Source organism: Lysinibacillus agricola (genome assembly GCF_016638705.1).
In the GTDB taxonomy this organism is placed as follows: domain Bacteria; phylum Bacillota; class Bacilli; order Bacillales_A; family Planococcaceae; genus Lysinibacillus; species Lysinibacillus agricola.
Genome location: NZ_CP067341.1, coordinates 2,118,101 through 2,140,204, shown reverse-complemented (window position 1 = coordinate 2,140,204; position 22,104 = coordinate 2,118,101). Strand labels below are relative to the sequence as shown.

Annotated in this window: 25 protein-coding genes; 3 read left to right on the top strand and 22 right to left on the bottom strand. The window is 36.8% G+C overall.

All coding sequences use genetic code 11. From position 1 onward, the window contains the following. Positions 1 to 119 precede the first annotated feature (119 nt). Positions 120 to 434, top strand: coding sequence for a sigma factor (locus FJQ98_RS10180; protein ID WP_053592958.1), 315 nt, complete (start codon positions 120 to 122; stop codon positions 432 to 434). 114 nt (positions 435 to 548) lie between these two features. After that, positions 549 to 914: a hypothetical protein gene (locus tag FJQ98_RS10175; RefSeq protein ID WP_053592957.1), complete on the top strand. Its 366-nt coding sequence runs from the start codon at positions 549 to 551 to the stop codon at positions 912 to 914. Positions 915 to 1,088: 174 nt separating this feature from the next. Here the strand turns inward: FJQ98_RS10175 and FJQ98_RS10170 are convergent, their stop codons facing one another. The 8 genes from FJQ98_RS10170 to FJQ98_RS10135 all read right to left on the bottom strand — a co-directional run bounded on the left by FJQ98_RS10170 (position 1,089) and on the right by FJQ98_RS10135 (position 6,060). Further along, positions 1,089 to 1,424, bottom strand: coding sequence for a DMT family transporter (locus tag FJQ98_RS10170; RefSeq protein WP_053592956.1), 336 nt, complete (start codon positions 1,422 to 1,424; stop codon positions 1,089 to 1,091). 14 nt (positions 1,425 to 1,438) lie between these two features. Continuing rightward, positions 1,439 to 1,765, bottom strand: a complete 327-nt coding sequence (locus tag FJQ98_RS10165; protein ID WP_053592955.1) for a DMT family transporter — start codon at positions 1,763 to 1,765, stop codon at positions 1,439 to 1,441. Beyond that, the gene (locus FJQ98_RS10160; RefSeq protein ID WP_201406689.1) at positions 1,762 to 1,926 is read right to left on the bottom strand and encodes a hypothetical protein; all 165 of its coding nucleotides are present in this window, start codon (positions 1,924 to 1,926) and stop codon (positions 1,762 to 1,764) included. Before FJQ98_RS10160 ends, FJQ98_RS10165 begins: the two co-directional genes overlap by 4 nt. A gap of 26 nt (positions 1,927 to 1,952) precedes the next feature. Beyond that, positions 1,953 to 2,198 (bottom strand): hypothetical protein, encoded by a 246-nt coding sequence (locus tag FJQ98_RS10155; RefSeq protein WP_053592954.1) that lies wholly within the window; start codon positions 2,196 to 2,198, stop codon positions 1,953 to 1,955. 182 nt (positions 2,199 to 2,380) lie between these two features. Then, the gene (locus tag FJQ98_RS10150) at positions 2,381 to 2,593 is read right to left on the bottom strand and encodes a helix-turn-helix domain-containing protein (protein WP_053592953.1); all 213 of its coding nucleotides are present in this window, start codon (positions 2,591 to 2,593) and stop codon (positions 2,381 to 2,383) included. A gap of 11 nt (positions 2,594 to 2,604) precedes the next feature. Further along, positions 2,605 to 3,252: a DUF2975 domain-containing protein gene (locus FJQ98_RS10145; protein WP_241774485.1), complete on the bottom strand. Its 648-nt coding sequence runs from the start codon at positions 3,250 to 3,252 to the stop codon at positions 2,605 to 2,607. Positions 3,253 to 3,587: 335 nt separating this feature from the next. After that, positions 3,588 to 5,102, bottom strand: a complete 1,515-nt coding sequence (opuFB, locus tag FJQ98_RS10140) for an osmoprotectant update ABC transporter permease/substrate-binding subunit OpuFB (protein WP_053592951.1) — start codon at positions 5,100 to 5,102, stop codon at positions 3,588 to 3,590. Continuing rightward, a complete protein-coding gene (locus tag FJQ98_RS10135) occupies positions 5,095 to 6,060 on the bottom strand; it encodes an ABC transporter ATP-binding protein (RefSeq protein WP_053592950.1) in 966 nt (321 codons plus the stop codon). Before FJQ98_RS10135 ends, opuFB begins: the two co-directional genes overlap by 8 nt. A gap of 842 nt (positions 6,061 to 6,902) precedes the next feature. On the opposite strand from FJQ98_RS10135, the gene FJQ98_RS10130 reads away from it, so the two are divergent. Then, positions 6,903 to 7,592: a glucosaminidase domain-containing protein gene (locus FJQ98_RS10130; protein WP_241774484.1), complete on the top strand. Its 690-nt coding sequence runs from the start codon at positions 6,903 to 6,905 to the stop codon at positions 7,590 to 7,592. A 284-nt stretch (positions 7,593 to 7,876) separates the two neighbouring features. Here the strand turns inward: FJQ98_RS10130 and FJQ98_RS10125 are convergent, their stop codons facing one another. The 14 genes from FJQ98_RS10125 to FJQ98_RS10060 all read right to left on the bottom strand — a co-directional run bounded on the left by FJQ98_RS10125 (position 7,877) and on the right by FJQ98_RS10060 (position 22,101). Then, positions 7,877 to 8,443, bottom strand: coding sequence for a hypothetical protein (locus FJQ98_RS10125; protein WP_053592948.1), 567 nt, complete (start codon positions 8,441 to 8,443; stop codon positions 7,877 to 7,879). Between the two features lie 266 nt (positions 8,444 to 8,709). Beyond that, positions 8,710 to 9,525 carry an SH3 domain-containing C40 family peptidase gene (locus FJQ98_RS10120; RefSeq protein ID WP_053592947.1) on the bottom strand — a complete coding sequence of 272 codons (816 nt, stop codon included), beginning with the start codon at positions 9,523 to 9,525 and terminating at the stop codon, positions 8,710 to 8,712. After that, complete coding sequence (locus tag FJQ98_RS10115) at positions 9,522 to 10,307, bottom strand: serine hydrolase (RefSeq protein ID WP_053592946.1); 786 nt, start codon at positions 10,305 to 10,307, stop codon at positions 9,522 to 9,524. The genes FJQ98_RS10120 and FJQ98_RS10115 overlap by 4 nt, the downstream gene beginning before the upstream one ends. Positions 10,308 to 10,316: 9 nt before the next feature. Continuing rightward, the gene (locus FJQ98_RS10110; RefSeq protein WP_053592945.1) at positions 10,317 to 11,249 is read right to left on the bottom strand and encodes a S66 peptidase family protein; all 933 of its coding nucleotides are present in this window, start codon (positions 11,247 to 11,249) and stop codon (positions 10,317 to 10,319) included. Then, a complete protein-coding gene (locus FJQ98_RS10105; RefSeq protein WP_053592944.1) occupies positions 11,246 to 12,193 on the bottom strand; it encodes an ATP-binding cassette domain-containing protein in 948 nt (315 codons plus the stop codon). Before FJQ98_RS10105 ends, FJQ98_RS10110 begins: the two co-directional genes overlap by 4 nt. Next, a complete protein-coding gene (locus FJQ98_RS10100) occupies positions 12,183 to 13,247 on the bottom strand; it encodes an ABC transporter ATP-binding protein (protein WP_158002959.1) in 1,065 nt (354 codons plus the stop codon). The genes FJQ98_RS10105 and FJQ98_RS10100 overlap by 11 nt, the downstream gene beginning before the upstream one ends. 6 nt (positions 13,248 to 13,253) lie before the next feature. Next, the gene (locus tag FJQ98_RS10095) at positions 13,254 to 14,228 is read right to left on the bottom strand and encodes an ABC transporter permease (protein ID WP_053592942.1); all 975 of its coding nucleotides are present in this window, start codon (positions 14,226 to 14,228) and stop codon (positions 13,254 to 13,256) included. Further along, complete coding sequence (locus FJQ98_RS10090) at positions 14,228 to 15,172, bottom strand: ABC transporter permease (protein ID WP_053592941.1); 945 nt, start codon at positions 15,170 to 15,172, stop codon at positions 14,228 to 14,230. The genes FJQ98_RS10095 and FJQ98_RS10090 overlap by 1 nt, the downstream gene beginning before the upstream one ends. 122 nt (positions 15,173 to 15,294) lie before the next feature. Further along, positions 15,295 to 17,118: a peptide ABC transporter substrate-binding protein gene (locus FJQ98_RS10085; protein WP_053593019.1), complete on the bottom strand. Its 1,824-nt coding sequence runs from the start codon at positions 17,116 to 17,118 to the stop codon at positions 15,295 to 15,297. 278 nt (positions 17,119 to 17,396) lie between these two features. Continuing rightward, positions 17,397 to 18,461, bottom strand: coding sequence for a dipeptide epimerase (locus FJQ98_RS10080; protein WP_053592940.1), 1,065 nt, complete (start codon positions 18,459 to 18,461; stop codon positions 17,397 to 17,399). Positions 18,462 to 18,484: 23 nt separating this feature from the next. Then, positions 18,485 to 19,279 (bottom strand): M55 family metallopeptidase, encoded by a 795-nt coding sequence (locus FJQ98_RS10075; RefSeq protein WP_201406688.1) that lies wholly within the window; start codon positions 19,277 to 19,279, stop codon positions 18,485 to 18,487. After that, on the bottom strand, positions 19,276 to 19,968 hold the full coding sequence (locus FJQ98_RS10070) for a M15 family metallopeptidase (protein WP_082339598.1): 693 nt from the start codon (positions 19,966 to 19,968) through the stop codon (positions 19,276 to 19,278). The genes FJQ98_RS10075 and FJQ98_RS10070 overlap by 4 nt, the downstream gene beginning before the upstream one ends. Positions 19,969 to 20,729: 761 nt before the next feature. Continuing rightward, positions 20,730 to 21,479, bottom strand: a complete 750-nt coding sequence (locus tag FJQ98_RS10065) for a creatininase family protein (RefSeq protein ID WP_053592938.1) — start codon at positions 21,477 to 21,479, stop codon at positions 20,730 to 20,732. Beyond that, positions 21,451 to 22,101, bottom strand: a complete 651-nt coding sequence (locus FJQ98_RS10060; RefSeq protein WP_053592937.1) for a bifunctional 4-hydroxy-2-oxoglutarate aldolase/2-dehydro-3-deoxy-phosphogluconate aldolase — start codon at positions 22,099 to 22,101, stop codon at positions 21,451 to 21,453. The genes FJQ98_RS10065 and FJQ98_RS10060 overlap by 29 nt, the downstream gene beginning before the upstream one ends. Positions 22,102 to 22,104: the final 3 nt, after the last annotated feature.

Here is a 22,104-nt window from a genome sequence, read left to right as displayed (position 1 = left end):
TATATATGCTTCAATAGAGAGAAAAGATTTACGCTATTCTTACGCCGTCTTCGAAAAAAGTAAAAGCAAAGGACATCGAGCAAAGCTCCTTCTTCGGGAAATTACGTTATATATCAATTATGCCTCGGCATAATTGCGTCGTTGCTATTTGGCAGAATGGCAAATTTTTCGATGAAGCGAAGGGATCTTTTAAAAATTGGATTGCGATTATCGCAAAATATAAAGCACTAGATCGAAGAAAAAAGTTACAACGTTATAATGAACGCTATATTTCAACAATGGAGTTCACAAATGCTGAGAGGACTAATTTAGAAGACGTAGAGGAGCTTTTAATACATTTATCTGCTGAAGACCAATTATTATTTTTAAAATATTATTTAGATAAAGTAAATTCCAAGAACATTGCGAAAGAATCCGAGAACTATCCAAGCTAACTCACTTATACAGAAGTAATTATCATTTTGCTGTAGTTTACTGAATACAAATAAATAAACATTCTTATTTACTTTTTTCTAAATCAGTCGTTAATTAGAAAGGAGGTTCGTTATGTGAGAATCATCAGTTATGCATTCATACTTTTAATTATATTGTTAATTCCCTATTTCCTTCTATATCATCAACTACCGAGTGAACTGTTACAGGTGGCTGCTATCATCACAGGCATGCATATAATAGCACTTTTCATTGTAAATTTTACGCATCCCCAATCTCGCAAAACAATATGCATGTATCAAACACTTTTTTCAATTTTATTATTCGCTCCTGTTTTCTATACGATGACAGTATTATTACACAATCCACAAAAAGAAATAATAATTAGATTTTTTATCGCTATTCCTATAAGCTATGTCATTTTATTTTTAACAGTTCTCTTCTCTACCACTTTTTATAAATTCAAAGATTCTACCAAATGAAGAAAACGTCCATTTTTTTGGGAGGGCACTGAAAAAGTCGATTTGCCACAAAAAATGTGATGCAAATCGACTTTTTTGAGTTTCTAAATCCAATAAAAGACAGATTTATAATATAAAAAATGAATTTCTTTAGTTTTTCAGTGCCCTTTTTTTTTGGACGTTTTCATTTTGGCGCTACGTTGTCGCATTATGTTGATCTCCATGATTTAGAAGAATAACACCACCAATAATCAGTGTAATTCCGATCGCTGAGTATAGATTAAAAATATCTCCCCATACAACGATTCCCACAATGACTGTTAATGCTGTGCCTACACCTGACCAAATAGCGTATGCCAGGCTCAATGGTAATGTTTTCAAGCATAGGGACAATGAATAAAACGAAATGCCATATCCTAATGCAACTGCAATAGACGGACCTAAAATTGTAAATGCTTCTGAAAACTTGAGCATTGTCGTTGCAAAGACCTCGCTGACAATAGATAACGTTAAAAATAAATAACCCTTCAATTACAAATTCCTCCTTAATGTCCCCCACCAGCAAGGTTAAGAACAACCACACCAACAATAATTAATAGAATGCCCATAAGCTTTTTTACATTGAATAATTCCTTATAAAAGACTATACCGATTATCGCTGTTAGTGCCGTTCCTACCCCTGCCCATATCGCATAAGCTGTGCCAATCGCTAAAGTTTGTAATGTTAAAGAAAGGAAATAAAAAGCTGTTCCATAACCAACCACTACACCTATTGAAGGTAGTAATCGTTTAAAGCCATTTGTAAGTTTCAGCATCGAGCTCGCGAAAACTTCTGAGATAATTGAAATAAATAAAAAACCAAAAGTACTCATGTATGATAGTCCTTCCTTGTCATTTGCAATAATTGTTCAAAGGCACCTTCTGTTGCTTCATTAGAAATCGGTGCGATATTTAATAGTCTAGAATAATACAACCCATCAATCGTTAACCGAATCAAATGAACAGTGGGTAACTCCAATCCATCCTGAAACAACTCTTCTAGTAATCAATCATAAGCTGTTAAGATGGATGATGGTCATTTTGCATAATTTGAATCGCAATATTTAAGGATGCGCCATTCGCAAGATCTTTTGGAGAAGCAAAAATAAATGCTCTCGTTAATCTCCCTTTCCCTTGCTCTTGGCTTGTTAGGGGTTCATAGGATTGTATAACCTCGCTCAAAATCGTTTCAGCTATTGCTGATTGAAGGGCATCCTCAACTTCACCTTGGCGTAATTGCGTCCGGATTTTGAATTGTGCCTGCACAATTCATTCCTTTCAAAATCCGTGACATCTGCATTCATCTCACCACCTGCAGAGGTGATAGTCTTCTGCTGAATGAAGATAAAAGCATAAAAAACCGTCTGGACGGCCTTTTTTATTGTATAGTTCATATTTCACATCATCAATTTTTGAGACCCGAATAGCATTCACTCTTCGGGCCTCCACTATTCTTCATCCTCTATATACTCTAAAATATCTCCAGGTTGACAGCCCAATGCTTTACATATCGCATTTAACGTAGAAAAACGCACGGCTCGAACCTTTCCTGTTTTTAAGTTGGATAGATTGACTATCGACACATCTACCTTTTCTGCTAGCTCACTTAGCTGCATTTTTCGATCAGCAAGCATTCGATCTAATCGAATAATGATTGTCATTTTTTCACTTCCTAAGCTGTTGCATCATATTCATCTTGTAAAAACGCGCCGTATCGGAATACACGGGCTATCGTCCAAATAACTAATCCACACAATAATAATGTCCAATTAATTCCAGTGAAGTGAAAGCTTAATCCTTTTATCAATCCTGTTCCTACTAACAGCTCACCTAATTTAAATTGTTCAATAACTGTATAGGCAATGTACGTTCGGAATGCATCTACTGTCAAGCTTAATACAACTACAGCGTAAGCAATCCACTCCATTTTTCTACTATTCGTTCCTGAAAAAATAATTCCTTTACTTAAATTACTTAACAGACCTCTTACTTGGACAACGATCAATAGTAATAATCCTATGTATATTGTAGCAGTAAATAATAATTTCACGACATTCATTTTTGTATATTGAATATCCTTCGCTACCTTATCTGCCAATTCAATTTCCATCCCCTCTAACTGAACGGAAGCTGTTATATTACCCTGTGATAAAAAATTATTTACTTGATTTTCTGGTATACAAATTGCCCCAACAAATAATATACCTATCAGTGTAAGGCCAAAAATCATCAACACCATAATGATTGTAAAGATTGTACGTAACCCTTTTGTTAAAAATCGAAACTCTTTACTTTGAATTCTTTGTTCCACTCCAAGCATCCCCTCTCTTATTGTTAATTATACATTTCATTTTATCTTTTTCAATAATTAATTAATGTTTATCATTAAATAATTATTGTTTTCATGTTATAACTTTGTAAGGGATGATTGAATTTTTTGAATGCATTTAGAGTTATCCTGCAAGTGAATCAAAATGGATTAGAGCTTAGAGATCTTTCTATAACAGTATAAAACAAGCCCTCTCAAAACAATTTGAAAGGGCCTCTACAAAATTTCTATTTATTTCGGTAATGTAAACGTTGCTTTTTTACCTAAAAAAATAGCTAGAGAAAAGATAAACATCTCTTTTCTAGCTACTTGTTTCACAGTATTTTTTACAGTAGTCCTGCCTTTATTAAATATTCACGTGCCACATCTGCTATATTTTTGCCTTCTACATTTACTTGATAATTCATTTCGCGCATCTCATCATCTGTGATTTGATTGGCCAGCTTGTTTAAGGCTTTTTCGATTTCGGGATATTTATCTAGCGTCTCTTTCCTTAATAAAGGGGCTCCTTGATAAGGTGGAAATAGTTGCTGATCATCTTCCAAAACTTTCAATTTATATTGACGTATTTCACTATCTGTTGAATAAGCATCTAATAATTCTATATTTCCTGATTCGATAGCCTGATATCTAAGCTTTGGCTCCATTGTTGTTAAATTAGAAAGTGTAATACCGTAACGCTTTTGAATGCCCAAATAACCATCTTCTCGATCATTAAATTCCAATGTGAAGCCAGCTTTTATAGTTTCTTGAATAAGCTTAATGTCAGAAATTGATTGTAAATGATAGGTTTCAGCCATTTCCTTTGATACTGCCAATGCATACGTATTGTTATATTTCATCGGACTTAACATAACCATTCCGAATTGCTCCATCATTCCTTCTTTTGCCTGATTATAAACATCCTTCTGATTATTATTGATAGCTTCCTCTTTTAAAAACTCAGAAATTGCCGTCCCAGTAAATTCTGGATAAATATCAACACTACCAGATTTTAGCGCATTAAATACAAAGGAAGTCTTTCCAAGTCCAGGTTTTAATTGCACCTTTAAGTCGGTTTCATCCTCAATAAGCAATTTATACATATTAATAAGAATCTCAGGCTCAGAGCCAAGCTTCCCTGCAATGACAATTTCTTCTTTCTCTTTAAAGTTGAGTAGCGGTAGGATTATCATTAATAATGCCACAACACTTATAGAGCTTAATGCTATAATCGTTTTTCTAAAGGAAAGTGATTCTAGCTTTTTCAGTAAGTAGTCGAACAGTAATGCTAAAATCGCCGCTGGAACAGCCCCTAAAATAATTAAGGCTGTATTATTTCGGTCGATACCAAGCAAAATGATATCCCCTAATCCTCCAGCTCCGATTAATGCTGCTAAAGTTGCCGTTCCAACGATTAATACCATCGCAGTTCTAATACCCGCCATCATAACAGGCATAGCAAGGGGCAATTCTACCTTCATTAATCGCTTACGAGTATTCATCCCCATGGCCATCGCTGCCTCTTTTAAAGATGGGTCCACCTCGTTTATCCCAGTAAATGTATTGCGTAAAATCGGAAGAAGTGCATAAACAACTAAGGCAATAATAGCAGGTACTTTTCCGATGCCAAACAACGGAATTAATAACCCTAATAGCGCTAATGAAGGAATCGTTTGTAACACTGCGCTAATACCAATAATACTTTCTGCTATTTTCTTTTTATTCGTTAAATAGATTCCTAGAGGAATAGCAATTACTACTGCAAGAAATAGCGCAATGAAGGAAATTTGAATATGCTCTAATAATGATGCCAATAGCTGGCCTTTTCGTTCGCTAAAAACGTCAAAAAAATTAGCCATTTACATTACCTCTTTCTATGGAATCATGCGCTAAATATTGAAGCATTGATGCTCTTGTGACAATGCCAATTATTTTTCCGTTATCTTCCACACCTAAACATTCATGATGAGCTAATTTTTGAAGAATAGTTTGTAAAGAATCCTTAGTAGAAATGGTATCCTCTAGATTTTTTTGATCACCTTCACTAGCAATTGGCTCGATTACAGCTTGGATATGGAAAGTATTCATTCCATGCTCTTTTACTCCAATAAATTCTCGAACGAAATTATTAACAGGATTTTGTATGAGTTCATGAGGCGTACCAATTTGTACAATCTCTCCATCCTTCATTACACATATTCGATCACCTAATTTTAAAGCCTCTTGCATATCATGCGAAACAAAGACGATCGTTTTTTGTATGGCTCGCTGAAGCTCAAGAAGATCATCTTGTAATTTTGTGCGGCTAATCGGATCTAATGCACTAAAAGGCTCATCCATTAGAATGATTTCGGGATCTGCTGCTAAAGCACGAATAACACCGACCCTTTGTTGTTCACCACCAGAAAGCTCTTTTGGTTTGCGTTGACTATACTTATCTGGTTCAAGACCAACCATATCTAATAACTCACGTACTCGTTGCTGAATTTGCTGCTTACTCCATTTCTTCAATTCAGGTACAACAGCTATATTTTCTTCAATCGTCATATGGGGAAAGAGCGCAATTTGCTGAAGTACATAGCCGATATTCCATCGCAATTCATGAATGTTGTAATCACTAATTCTTTTACCGTTAATTCGAATAGTTCCTTCCGTTAAATGAATTAATCGATTAATCATCTTTAATAATGTTGTTTTTCCACATCCACTAGGTCCAATAAGAACAAAGAATTCTCCCTTATTTATCTCCAGATTAATAGCATTCACTGCGACTTGATCATTTACATATTTTTTTGTGACATTTTCAAAAGTTATCATTGTATAAGCTCCTTTAGTCATGCTTTTACGTAAACTATTGTTCTTCTTCATTTCATATACGTGAAGCATAGTAAATATAGAACTAAGCATTTTTTCAAAGTGATTTCATATTACTATTTAATTTACTCAGGTGTGTTGATTAACCATTTTTATCCATCCAAATTAATTAGAAGGCTCTGATTTCCGCTACGGGCTACTCGCTTTCCTGCGGGAGTCGAGTAGCCCTACGCTACAATCAGTTAAAATGGACATATATTAGCAAAGTATCAACAAAAAAATCCTTTTATCACTCAATAATAAACCTATATTTTCCTAATCAACACGCTTGTAATTCACTAACAAAAGTCATTTCAAACTTATTTTTTGGCTTCTACATCAAATGTTGGGTGAGGCACAATTCTTAAGGTTCCCAAAAAACACTCCGGCGACTGCCCCTTTCTTTATGAAGCTCTATCCGTCGTATAATTGTTTTTGAGTAACACTAAAAATAGTAGGCAATAAAGATTTCCTTTCAAAATTAATAGCTTTTTAAAGGTAATAATACCATTCCAAGGAACTGTTGCAACTATATTTTAAGGGGTTTTTCATTTCTCAAATATACCGATAAATGAGGAACTAAATATGAGCTTTATTCGTTCTATGAATTATGTACTCTATAAAAAATAATCTTGACTTTATTTCTATTTATGTCTCTGTAATAATTAGAAATATATGAACTTTGTTATCGAAAAGAAAGGAGGGAGATGTTGTAATCTACCAACATCGATGAAACAGTGAAATACCTAATAAATTTTTTAAAAGGTCTTATAATTACAATAATTGTTATCTGTGTTTCATTTTTTATGGTGACACAACTTTTCAATACTAATGAAACGAAAGAGACTGTAGTTGTCGATAATCGTCCTAGTATTGAAGAGTTTATAGGCTCCATTGCTGAAATTGCTCGGAAACTCGGTGCCGAAAATGACTTATACGCATCGATTATCATTGCGCAAGCCGTTTTAGAAAGTGAGCATGGTCAAAGTGGCCTTGGCTCTGCACCTAATAACAATTTATTTGGCATGAAAGGTAATTATAAAAATAACTCCGTAACTTTGGAAACATTTGAGGATGATGGTTCAGGTAATATGACAACGGTGATGGCTGAATTCCGTAAATACCCTTCTTATGAGGCATCCATGCAAGATTATGTTAAATTAATGCGTCAAGGGGTTTCTTGGAACAAAGATTTCTATGTGGGTGTTTATAAAAGCAATACGAAGTCCTATACAGATGCTACGAAGTTTTTAACAGGCTCCTATGCTACAGATTCATCATACAATGAAAAGCTTAATTCACTAATTGCAAAGTATGATTTACAACAATATGACAGCCCTGTCAAAGATAAAAAAACAATTACCGTAGCTGATGGCGACTCTCTTATGCATATTGCAGAGGCCCATAACGTTAAAGTTACATCCATTAAACAATGGAATCAGCTTCGATCTGATAGACTTGAAGCCGGTCAACAATTAAATATTTATCAATATTAATGTAAAAAATCTCCATGTGCAATTTAACATGGAGATTTTTTTATATTAAATCAGATGTGTTTATTAACCATTTTTATCCATCCTGATTAATTAGAAGGCTCTGATTTCCGCTACGGCTACTCGCTTTCCCGCGGGAGTCGAGTAACCCGTAGCTACAATCAGTTAAAATAGGCTTACATTAGCAAAATATCAACAAAAAAATCTTTTTATCACGCAATAATAAACCTATATTTACCTAATCAACACGCTTGCTATTAAACAGCAATTTTTTTAATCTATTATTACTAACTTGTTAATCTATGAATAACTATTTCTATATCAAAGACGCGTTTGTTTAAAACGTAAGTTCTATCTTCTACCTGCTGAGCAATTTTTTCAGTAAACTCACCTAAATGTTCGACAATGTTTTTCTGAAGCTCAGCTTGTCCAATTTTAAGTTCATGTACATTATCCTTAAGTACGTGTACATCACTCTTAAGTTCATGCACATCACTCTTAAGTTCATGCACATCACCCTTAAGTACGTGTACATCACTCTTAAGTTCATGCACATCACTCTTAAGTTCATGTACATCACCCTTAAGTTCATGCACATCACCCTTAAGTACGTGTACATCACTTTTAAGTTCATGCACATCACTCTTAAGTTCATGTACATCACTCTTAAGTTCGTAGACATCATTTTCAATTTTATCAAAGCGCTGTTCAATACCGTCAAAACGTTCGTTCATTCCAACCAATTGATGATCAATAGACTCAAAGCGTTTGTCCATTCCATCTAGTCGTTGATGGAATGGTGCCAATTCTTCTTTTAACACGGAACGTAACAACTCTTTTAATTCCAGATTCAATACATACCCTCCAATCCTCTAAATTTTGATTTCATTATAGCATAATGAAAATAGGTTATCTCTATCAATAATTTCCCGATTCATCTCAAAAATTGAAAAAGAGAAGCCTAGTCAAGCGAGGGCACTGAAAAAGTCGATTTGCCACAAAAAATGTGATGCAAATCGACTTTTTTGAGTTTCTAAATCCAACAAAAGACAGATTTATAATATAAAAAAATGAATTTCTTTAGTTTTTCAGTGCCCTTAGTCAAGCTTCTCTAAACTTTTTATTTAAATAAACTACCAACAGCGGTAATAGATGTTGCCAAATCCTTTCGATAGTGCTGGTGCTGGTCGTCTAGACTATTAATAGTAACCTCATTCCCGCCAAGCGAAGAATGTACATAAAGGTTATCTCCTATATATAAAGCAATATGACCTGGGAAGTACAATAAATCTCCCTTTTGTATGTGTTCTAGTGATATTTCCTTGATAGGAAAACCTTCAACGATTTTGGCATCGCGATAGATATATACCCCATTTAGCATATATGCCATTGAACAAAGGCCTGAGCAATCAATACCTAGCGGCGATTTTCCTCCCCAGCGATAGGGTGCTGCTAAATAGCTAAGAGCTGTTTGGACAACATTTTCTCGTAATTGTTGCTCGGACAAGCTGTTTTCTGGAATTTTTTCTCGTAGCCATTCCCTACGTACGTAACCAATCTCACCTGACACTAATTGCACTGTTGCCCATTCAGGATCTTTCTCGTCAATAGCCATCGAACAGATGATTGAGCCTTTAACGAGAGTCATCATTTTCGTGCTTTGAATTCGGGGTTGCTGCAAAACATCGGCGAAGCTTTGATTAATAAAATGCTTTGCTCCTTGTAGCCAAGTATCCGTTTTTACTTCATGGAACATTAAGTTATCCTTCTGGCAATAACCTTCATAGCGATAAGCAGTTTGTATGCGTATCCAACCCTCATCAATGTCTTCCATAATTCGAACCGTCATTCCGTATAGTATCTCATCCACTAATTCTGAGGCTTTATCTGGCTTCGCGTGTAAATTCGCAATCATTGACGTCACAATGGCATTCATTCTATCATCTCCTTCCGCTTCACCAAGTAATCGTAAACAACTTTGGAAAGACGACCAATTAGCTGTCTTGCATCGTCATTATTAGTAACCTCCGTGACGAAAACGCCAATAAGATAATCCCTTGAATTGTTGTACACAATCCCAACATCATGATCTACCGTATCAAGACCACCTGTTTTATGAGCAAGTTTCACATCATCTACTAAATAACGCTTTAGTGATTCGTGTACACGTTGACGACTTAAAATATCTAACGTTAGCTCACTAAATGCTGATGATAACAAGTCCTTGCGATAAATTCGCGAAAATAGCAGTGCCATATCACGTGCCGACGTAGTATTATCTAAGTCTTTTGCAAGCCTTTCAAAATCCATCATCTTACGTTGAATTGTTGTTTGCAGAAGCCCAATTTGACGAAAATATTGATTGAGTGCCTCCATCCCTAGAAAATCGATTAGTACATTTGTTGCTGTATTATCACTCTTAATAATCATCCATACTAAAAGCTCATAGATGGTACATTGCTCTAGGTGCTGTTCACTAATAACACTAAAATCGCCCCATTCTTCTGGTGCAATCTTAATCTCTTGCTCTATGGATTTGTTGTTACTTTCTAAATAATTCAGAACAGCAAGCAGTATAGGCACTTTAATTAAGCTAGCACTAGAAAACGCGTCTTCTAGCTTTTCACTAATAAAAAATTGCTCAGTCTTACAATCTTTCACAAACATATGCACTTTATAAGGTGCATTTTGAAGAATCTCTGTTATCGTTTGCTTCATATTTCACACCTACTCTATAACTTTTATCATCTGATTCTCCGCGTCCATTGTTATTGTTCTACCAAGTGGCAGGGACATCGTTGGTAAGGTGTGACCGCAAGCTATGTCCTTTATGATAGGTTTGTGGAGTGGACCTAAAATTTCCTGAAAAATGGTTTGTAGTGATAGGCTATGCTCTGGATGTTTTGGATTTTCAGGACCGCAATTAGTCCATGCTCCTAATAATATACCTGCCACTTCATCTAGTTTCCCTGCTAATTTTAGCTGCGTAAGCATCCGATCAACACGCTGCTCATTCTCGTCTACATCTTCTAAAAATAATATTTTGCCTTTTGTATCAATTTCATATGGTGTCCCAAGAGATGCTGTAACTAATGTTAAGTTCCCACCAATAAGCTGCCCTGTTGCCTTTCCAGCTGCAAGCGTTGTCATTGGACGTCCAGGTGGATTTTCAAGGTAGTAGTCACTACGCTCTGTTGCGGTCACATTTTCGATAAAAGAATTCCATGTGTAGTGATCCATCTCCGGCCGAATAAATTCTGTAGAGGGCATTGGTGTATGATACGTGACAAAGCCACATTTTTGGTTAAAGGCGATATGTAGTGCTGTCACATCGCTATAACCAGCAAATACTTTTGGATTAGCTTTTATCATATCGAAATCAAGAAGCGGTAAAATTTTCGTCGCTCCGTAACCTCCACGTATACAAAAGATGCCGTCAATATTTGAATCCCTAAACATTTGATTAACTTCAGAGGCACGTAATTCATCAGAGCCTGCTAAGTAGCCATGCCTTGCTCGACATGTCTCCCCAGCGACGACTTTAAACCCTAGCTTCTCGATACTTTCTACGGCAGGAACAAATTTTTCAGGCGGCGTTGCACCCGAAGCACTTATAAGACCAATTGTATCACCTTTTTTCAATGCCTTTGGACGAATCATTTGCTTACCTCCATTTTAAGTGAAGTTCGGTATCTTTCTAATTCCTCTTCATTTGCCAATACAAAATGACCTTCCTCCATTTCGATAAATGACGGTGGCTGAATGTCATAGCTGTGCTGTGATGGATCGTAGATTTCTACGACTTTGTCACGCTCCTTATAAGGATTCGGCTCAGGTACTGCAGATAATAATGCCCTTGTATATGGATGAATGGGATTAGTAAATAGCTTTTCTGTCTCAGCTAGCTCAACAATTTTACCTTTATAAATAACAGCAGTTCGGTCAGTAATAAAACGGACGACAGATAAGTCATGTGCAATGAATAAATAAGTTAAATCATTTTGCTGCTGTAGGTTTGCTAATAAATTTAATACTTGCGCACGAATGGAAACATCTAATGCTGAAATCGGTTCATCCGCAATTATAAACTCTGGCTCCATTACTAATGCGCGTGCAATGCCGATACGCTGGCGCTGTCCTCCTGAAAATTCATGCGGGAAGCGACTAGAAAACTCCGGTAATAATCCTACATTTAATAATGCATTGCGCACCTTCTGTTGACGGTCAGCCTCATTTTTGAAATTTTTTGTATTAATAAGCCCCTCAGAAATAATATAGTCAACCTTTGCGCGTTCATTTAGAGATGCCATTGGATCTTGAAAAATCATTTGGATTTTCTGAGTAATTTCTCGATCCCACTCTTTCGATATTTTGCCATTTAGTTTCTTGCCGTGATACAGTATTTGTCCTTCAGTGACTTCATTGATACGCATAATAGCTCGGCCGATTGTTGTTTTTCCAGAGCCTGATTCCCCTACTAAACCAAATGTTTCACCTTTAAAAATCTCGAAGCTGACATCATCAATAGCTATAAATTTATTTTTGCCTTTACCAAAAACAACCTTTAAATTTTTCACCTCAACTAACACTTCTTTATGACTCATGCGCGTATCGTCTCCCTTCCTCGAAAAATGCTTGTAACGCTTCAGGAGGCTCTACTTTCGGAGCGAGTGGATCTAATAGCCATGTGCGAGCATAATGTGTGTCACTCACCTGAAAAAATGGAGGACGTTCCACAAAATCAATCTTTAACGCATATTGATTGCGAGGTGCAAAGGCATCTCCTTTAATTTCTTGAAAAAGATTAGGTGGAGTACCTTTGATGGAATAAAGTTGCTCCCCTTTTGAGCCTAGTTGCGGTAATGAAGAAAGAAGTGCCCATGTATAGGGATGCTTGCCATTAAAGAAAATTTCATGTGTTTTGCCTATTTCGATGACATCCCCCGCATACATAACTGCAATACGGTCAGCTACCTTTGCCACAACTCCTAAATCATGCGTTATATAAACAGTTGTTAGTCCATATTTTTGCTGAAGATCTTTTAAAAGCTGCAAAATTTGTGCTTGGATTGTTACGTCTAAGGCAGTTGTTGGCTCATCGCAAATTAAGATTTTAGGCTTACATGCTAGCGCAATAGCTATTACAATTCGTTGACGCATACCACCCGAAAATTCGTGAGGATATTGCTTATAGCGTTTTTCCACATCGTAAATGCCAACATCTTTTAACAATTTCAAAGTTTCTTCGTATGCTACCTTGCCCTTTAAATTCTGATGTAAAATAACACATTCCTCAATTTGCTTGCCAATTGTTTTCAGTGGATTTAATGATGTCATTGGGTCCTGGGTAACCATTGCCACTTCTTTTCCACGAATGCTTAGCCACTCCTGCTCGGTTTTAAACTGTGCTAAATCCCGGTCATTGTAAATGATTTGCCCCTGATCAATGTAGCCATTTTTATCGAGTAAGCCCATGATTGATTTCATCAGTACTGATTTTCCTGAACCAGATTCGCCAACGATTGCAAGGCTTTCACCTTTGTACAAATCAAGGGAAATATTACGAATAGCAGTTAGCACCCTGCCACGAAGCGTAAATTTTATGACTAGGTTATGGATGGTTAAAATAGGTGATTTAGTTTGTGTCACTTCCATCATCCCCCTTTATACGTGATTTTTCGGATCTGCTGCATCTGCAAATGAATTTCCTATAATATAAAATGCAATCGTAATGACACTTAATACAATACTCGGAAAAATAAGCTGATATCTTAAATCTGGTGACATCATTAGTACCCGTCCTTCATTGATTAAATTTCCTAAAGACGGTTCACTAATCGGTAGGCCTAATCCGATGTATGTTAAAAAAACTTCTGAGCCTATTGCAAATGGTATGGCTAGACTCATTCGTAACATAATCACGGAAATAAGATAAGGTAATAGATTTTTTAAAATAATGCGGTAATCAGGTGTTCCTAAGCATTTTGAGGCTAAGTTATATTCACGATCACGTAAAATAACAATTTGATTGCGTATAAATCTTGCCATTTCTACCCAGCCAGTAATACACATGGCAATAATAATCGTCGAAATACTCGGCCGCAAAATATAGGACATTAAAATAAGTACAATGGTCGTCGGTATGTTATCAACGACGTTGTAAAGCTGTGTGATGGGCAACTCTAATTTACGCGAAAAGCCCCAAAGCGTACCAATTGTAATACCAACGATAGCCTCTACAAAAGCAACGACACAGCCTATAAATAATGAGGTCCTTGTACCTGCCCAAATCCGTGACCATAAATCCTGTCCAATGGAGTTTGTCCCAAACCAAAACTCAGCGTTCGGAGCAATATTACGTGCTTGGAGACCTGTCTGTTCATCTAAATATATTTCAGTCGGTGATTTTTGCGCTGGGAAATACGGCTGTAATATGGTAAAGGTTACGATAATAAGAACACCAACTAATAAGAAGACAGCGATGCGATTTTTCAAAAAGGATTTCCATGTGGAACGCCAATAGGAATAATTAGAATAGGCTGTTTCTTCAGCTTGACGCTCATCTACTTCCGCAAACTCGAACAATGTTTCACGTGATTTATCGGATATATTGTTAATTTCCTCTGAATACATACCCATTAGCGTATACTCTCCCCTTTCCCTAATTTAATCCGTGGATCAACAAGGGCCATTGCAATATCACCTAAAATTAGTCCGATAATTCCAAGTGAAGAGAAAACAAGTACTAAGCCTTGTACAATCGTATTATCCTGTCGCTGTATGGCATCTACGAGTAGCCCCCCCATCCCAGGAATGGAATATAAGGATTCAATATAGATGGAGCCTGTAATAGTAAAAAGAATGGTTGCGGGTAAATATTGTGCCATCGGAATAAAGGCGTTTCGTAGTACATGTTTAAACATTAAGGTACGCTCTTTAACCCCTTTTGCTCTTGCTAGCTTGATATAATCCTTGTTTAGTTCATCCACCATGTAACGCCGCATCCACATAGCATAAGAGGCAGTCGGTGCTAACGCCATTGAAGTGAGTGGTAAAATCCAAGTAATGGGTTTATACTCATCAAAAAGCATTGGTAAATGAAAAATTTCTGTAATATACATTTGAATGACTAAATAATAAACGGCAGCTGGTACTGCAACAACAATGACAATATAGCCAGTCCCTAAGCGATCCAGCCAGCGCCCCTTCATCTGGGCCATCAATATTCCGAGCGGAACCCCAATTAGAAGAGATAACGCAACAGCACCTAAGCCAAATAGCAAGGAATACATGATCTTATCTGCAATAATCGTGACGACTGGTACATCTGTCCGATATGTAACGGATTTACCTAAATCACCTTGAAACAGATTAGCGTAAAAATTTCCTAATTGTACAAGTAACGGGTCACGTAAACCTAAATTCGTTAAATATATCTCTTGTTGAGCAGGTGACATCTTATCTGCTGCTGCCCCTAAATAACCTTCTTCTGGCATTAAACGTAATAATGAGAAGACAATCGTGATAATAATAAAAAGTGTTAAAATTGATTGCAATAATCGTTTTCCTATATACCACAGCATACAACATCCTCCTTTTCCAGAAAGATTAAAGGAGATGCCGACTTTTCTTATTCGGTATCTCCTTCATTAATAAAACCGTTTTTGAACGTTTATCTTAAATGTAGCAATGAAACTAAATGTTTTTATTGTGCTGCTTTAGCTAACGCATCTGCACGCTCCTGCTCCCACTTCTCTAAAGCTTCTTTAAACTCCTCGTTACTCATTGGTTTTTCTAATATTCGCTGACCTTTAAATTTCTCGGCAGTCACACCAAATGGAGAGTATTGAGCCTCAAATGGATTTAATTTAGAAGCAACATAGCCGCTACCCCCTACCGAATAAGGTATGACAAATGCTTCTTCAATTAAGAATGCTTCCGCTTTGGCAAACAGTTCGTAACGTTTTGCTGTATCTATCGTCGCCTTTGCTTCGTCCACTAAGTTTTGATATTTTGATTTTCCGTTTGCTTCTGTATAGCCTTCAGCTAGCTCTGGTTTATTATAAGTACCGTCTGCAGTGAATGGATCCGTATACGTTGATGGATCGGCATAGTCTGGACCCCAGTTTGCTTCGAGTAATGCAAATTTACCAGGTTTACGAACCTCTGATAAAAAGCCTGTTGATGGTCCTGCCTCTACGATTACATCTACATAATCAGTACCTAATAATTTTTCAATCTGCTGCTCAACTACTTGCGAACGATTTGCCCAATCTGGCATACCGGAGTTATAAGGCATTAACACTTTTACTGGGAAAGTTACTTTTCCTTCTAAAGTTGTCTTCGCTTTTTCCTTGTATTGTAAGGCCATCTCCTTGTTAAATGTGTCGTTATTTGAAAGATCCGTTAATGGCGCTAATTGTGTATAGTCAACCCCCTCCACATTCACAAAGTTTTTAGGAGTGATTGTGTTGCTAAGCAAATCTTTTGGATTATAAGGTTCTAAAGTTAGCATTGCAGATACACGGTCGAGCGCATGGAAAAGTGATTTTCGGAAATCTTTATTGTTGACCGCGATTTTCCAATTTTCAGGCTCGTATTCTGCATCAAATTGCGGATTGAAGTTTAATGCAAAGAAATACGTATAGAAGTTATTTTGTGTTTGACGAACTTGTGATTTTTTCTTTTCGTCTTTAAACCATTCATCAATGATAGACGTTGGAATACTCGCTGAATCGATTTCTCCTCGTAAAAATAATTCTGGTGCCACTGTAGCCGCTTCTTTATTGTATTTATAGCGAATACGATCAATCAGTACATTGTCTTTATCCCAATATTTATCATTTTTCACAAGTACCCGCTCATTTTGCGGTTCAAATTTATCTAAAATAAAGGATCCGTTATAAAGGAAATTTTCACGAGTTGTACCAAAGCTATCACCTTTTTCTTCTATAAACTTACCATTAACCGGGAAGAAACAGACATAGTTCAACATAGACAGGAAATAAGGTGTAGGCGTTTCTAAAGTATATTCTACTGTATGTTTATCTACCGCCTTTATGCCTACCTTCGTGAAGTCTGTCATATCACCGTTATAGAAGGCTTCCCCATTTTTCACGACAGTAGCAATCCAAGCTGTCGATGATTCATTCTTTGCATCAAGCACATAATGTAAGCCATCGACAAAATCTTGGGCAACAACATCCGCATACTCTTTACCGTCATGAGTAACCCATTTTGCATCGTCACGAAGCTTGAAAGTCCAAACAGTAGCATCGTTATTTGATGACCAATCTTTAGCTAAGCCTGGTTGTACGACACCGTACTTATCATACTCAATTAATCCATCGACTAAGTTCGCTGCCACAGCAAACTCATTCGTTTCAGAGGTCTTTAAGTAATTTAACGTTTTTATTTCCCCCGAATAAACAACGCGATACTCTGACTTTTTGTCACCTGAAGAATCCTCACTACAGGCTGCACAAAGCATTACAACAAGACACACGAAAAGCAACCAATACCTTTTCATCATAAACAACCCCCCTAGTAATCTCTTTTATCCCGCATAAACGGGCAGTAACTTATCTGTATCGAAAGCGAAGCGTCAAGTACAAAACTCTCTCTTCAAAATTTATGTGAAACAAAAAATATAAGTGGAGGATCAACTGCCCGTAAAAGCCCGATTGGTTCGGGGCAACAGGATGTTGCTCACTCAAGCGTTTTCACAGGATGTCACGGATTTTGAAAGGAATGAATTGTGCATGCACAATTCAAAAATCCGACACAATTCCGCCAAGGCGAAATGGATTATGAAAATCCTATTCCAACTGCATCCGTCATCCTAATTCGATCATTTTCAAATATTGGACCGCCTGGAACAGGATCTTTCAAACATAAGCTGGGTCCGTCTAAATCTATCATCGTAATATTTTTCTGTGATGCGGCAAAATGTGCAGCTGCACTTACGCTAATTTTTGTCTCTAGCATACAGCCAATCATGCATGGTATGTCGTTTGCCTCTGCAATGTGACATATTTTCTGTGCTTGATAAATACCTCCTGTTTTCATGAGCTTAATATTAATCAAATCCGCAGCTCGCATTTCAATAATTGAATAGGCATCTTTTGCAGAGAAAACACTTTCATCCGCTAAAATCTTTGTCAATGTATTAGCTGTTACGAATTGCATACCCGCGAGATCATGACAATGCACGGGCTGCTCAACTAATTCAACATTCGTACCTGCATCTTCAAGTGCACGAATAATTTGTACAGCTTGCTTCGGTGTCCAGCCTTGATTCGCGTCAACTCGTAATGTAATGGCGTGTCCAACTGCATCACGAATGGCAACAACTCGCTCTACATCACTTGCAGGATCTTTCCCAACCTTGATCTTTAAAATTTGAAAACCTCGCTGTACGGCGGCTATACAATCCTTCACCATTTCTTCTGAATCATTTACACTTATCGTAATATCTGTTACTAATTCTTTCCGATAGCCTCCTAATAATTTATACAGAGGTGTTTGATAGTGTTTCGCAAATAAATCATAAATCGCCATATCTACCGCGGCTTTTGCACTGGTGTTTTGATAAATACTGCTGTCGATTCGCTCCATGATTTCTGTCAATTCTTCAATATCCATCCCGATAATGGCTGGCTTTATATACTCTTCGATAGCGTGCGAAATAGACCCTAGTGTTTCACCAGTAATGGCCGCAGTCGGTGCCGCTTCACCGATACCTATTTGCCCATTATCCGCATGAACATAGACAGCAATATTGTGAATGCTATGAACTGTTCTTAAGGCTGTTTTAAATGGTGTTATAAGCGGTGCCTCTACCTTCCCCACGACAATATTTTTAATTTTCATCCATTCACCTACTTTTTCGTTACTTATGTTAAGAACTGTAAAATTCGAAGCACCTCATAAAAATCATCCGTTACGAATTCCACTGTATTATGTGGTTTAAACGTAGCGTTAGGATAGAATGAATTTCGATATGCCCGAGTATGATCACGATAAATGATTTCCACCACAAAGTGTTCAGGCAATGTCACTTGCAAATCTTCACGCGACACCTTCATGGAGGACGCAACAAGTCGTTTCGTTTCCTTAATCGTCAGCTGCGGGCTCACGCTAATAGTCGCATTCCCTATCCCTTCTTTTGTAGCAAATGTGATGATGTTGTCATTGATAGAGCTAATTTCTTCTATTAACCCCACATCCCCGCTTACAAATGACACCGGTACACCATGTAAAGCAGCTGCGTAAGTATTAATTAAAAATTCACTTGCATACTCACCATTAATTTTCACATCAGCAAAAACACAAAGCGTATGTGCTAAAGGGTTACGTTCACTTCCACCTTTACTGTGATAGCCAATAAAAATCGCGCGGTCAAAGCTTTTATCAAGTCCCGCAACCATACACATCGGGTCATACGTCCAGCCACGAATGACCTTACAGTTTACTGGTAAATTAGAAATATCAAGATTACGTGCTGAATCATGAGCATCCTTTAATAAAATTTCAGTTGCTCCGCCAAGAATAGCCCCCTCTATAGCGGCTTCTACTTCCTTTGTCATTTGCTTTTTGAAAAACTGATAATCTGGCGCATTTAACTCCGTTTCACTCCAAGCTGTTGTGCCAGTAATCCCTTCAATATCTGCACTAATATATACCTTCATAGAAATCTAAACTCCTTTACTTCATTGTCTTGGATCATTGCTTCCACAGCCCCATAATTAGCTTCTTGCGCATCTACACGTCTTGCCCATGAAACATTATTAAAATCGTAATGCCACCATTCCTCAGAATAATTCGTAAAGCCAACCATTGTCATACAGTTATATAGAAGACGTCGATGAACACAGGCTTCCCAATCTTCCTCTGGATGTTGTTCGAAATAACATGTCGCAGACTTTTCACTGATTTCATCAAATGCTGTACCAAGATTTAAAGCATTACCGTCCAAATCTCCTAGTGTCAGATCAATCGCTCCACCGGTTAAATGGGGTGCGAGATGAGCATGCTCAGCGCTAGGGAACGCAATATACTTTCGTGTTTCTCTAACAACCTCTTGTTCAGTAAAATGCGGAAAACGCTGTGCGATTTGCTTTGAAAAACTCGTAAACAAAAATTGTTGCACTTGGAATGGACGATAGCCATCATATAAAATAAGGCTATAATTTTTAGACAATAATAATAGCGCTTGTGTTAATCGCTCATACACACCCTGACGTAAATAAATGGCTTGTAAACTGTTTGGTATTTTTTGATGATAGTAAATTGGCTCAATAAAAATCCTAGCATGTTCTGCTCCAATTTGAATTAATGGTTCGTTATTTTCGCGAATTGCTGGTGTTGATTCCCTCATTGATGTTTTCTTTGCCTCAATGGGTTGAAAAACGGCGTCATGTATAGTACACACCTCCACTTTCAGAATTCGATAAAATTTTTAGATAATTCAGTTTTTATTGAATGTATCATACCTTAAATTTATTGACTAGTTAAAAAAATCAATATTACAGAGTAATAGCTATTCTCTTCTTTTCAAACAACATACGCCAAATAATTGATGCAAGAAGTCGAAAGACAATGTTTTTTCACCTATTTAGGAATTTTATTCATGGAGGGGATAGAAGATTACCGAAATATAATAAAAAATGACGAATTTAAGACTCTTCGAGGATTTCCTTATTCGCCATAACGTGTGGTTGATTTCCGTTTCGACTGGGTGCTTTCTTACCTCCAGTGATTTCAGATAAATTTTATGCGAAAAATTGAATTTGTTTAGCTGGGAGGGGTACCCCTCCCAGCTAAACTTTTCACACACCAATAAGACCTAACGAAATTTTCATTTTTTCGCAAGGTCGAATATAATATAGTGAAATTACCATTTTACGAACAATTTGAAGCTACTCTAGGTCAGTAGTTTAACAGATTATATCGCTATGAAAGTTCCTATGCATGTAGATATAATTCGTTTATTGGCTTCTGGTATTATGGACGATTGCGGATAATAAGAGATAGCTCTAGCTCCGCTTCTAAATTACTGATGGTATGGCTAATGTGTAAGGTTTAGATTTAAATCCAGTTTCAGTGAAATTTATCAGAGGTCTTTTTGTATGCATACTATTATTGTCTTATAACAAATTCTTTATAGCCTTCATTTACTAGTTTAATCATTTTATCAGTAAATATTTCTGCCATTTTCTTACCTTTGTCTTTTGTAGCAAGAGTGGAATCTCCGAATACACCACTTTTACTTAAATCACCAAGTGAAATTGTAGATGCTCCGTAGAGATCTGGTGTCTCAGGATATTCCTTAATAGATTTGTCCATATCAACTAGTGTTTCATTAACATGGAGCATTAATGAGGTCTCAAACTCGCACGCATGAATCATACCATTCCAAGTTGGAGACTCACATACTTCTTTAATTATTTCACTCAATCGAGGATAGAAGAGGTAAATGACTGGCATATCAAGCTCATCTTCCAACTCTCTAACTGCATACTTCATAGATGAGTTGTTAGAATCATGCCCATTTATTAAAACAAGCATCTTTCCCCCATAACGTGATACGCTATGAGCAACATCTTTGATAACGGCTTCTACTAAATCTTGTTGTAGCGATATAGTTCCAGGAATATCTCGCCAAACCCATGAATAGCCAAAGGGAAGTGTTGGTGCTACAAGAGCACCAGTTGCTTTGGCCACTTCCTTCGAAAAATATTCGGAGAGGTAAATATCTACACCTAATGGTAAATGGTGACCGTGTTGTTCAGTTGCTCCTAAAGGTAATATTACAACAGGAAATTCATCTAAACTCTTTTTAACTTCGTCTCGTGTCATATTAATCATTAGTTTCGGTTGATTTTCCATCAATTTCATTCGCTTTCTTTATTGAATTAATAAATAATTTAGCATTACTTTTAATAACAGGGATATCATTTTGAGTTGCTCCTCTAGAAACTAGTTCACTGCCAATCCCAAAGTGATGTATACCTAATTTTTTATAGAATTCAATATTTTCCGGTGTAACTCCACCAACAGCCATAATATTTATCTTGGGAAACGGACCACTAATAGCTTTTAAATAATTCTCATTGAGACTATTAATAGGAAATAGCTTGAGGTAGTCAATGTTCAGTTCTAAAGCTTCGGCAATTTCTCCAGGAGTGAGTACTCCTGGATATACTGTTAAATCTGTTTCTAAAGCTTTCTTCACTAGTTCTTTATTCCAACCAGGAGTAATAATATACTGAACTCCCGCATTTTTTACTGAATACAACTGTTCTTCATTTAGAACAGTACCTGCTCCTAAATAAATTTGTTGCGGTGTAAAATGAGAGGCTAAAGTTTCAATACATTCTATACCCAACGTTTCATTACTTAATGAGACTTCTAAATTCGTTATCCCTTCATCAATTAAGGCTTGAGCTATTGGAACAATATCGTTTGGCGAAACATCTCTTATTATGGCCATTAAATTATCAAGTTTCATTTA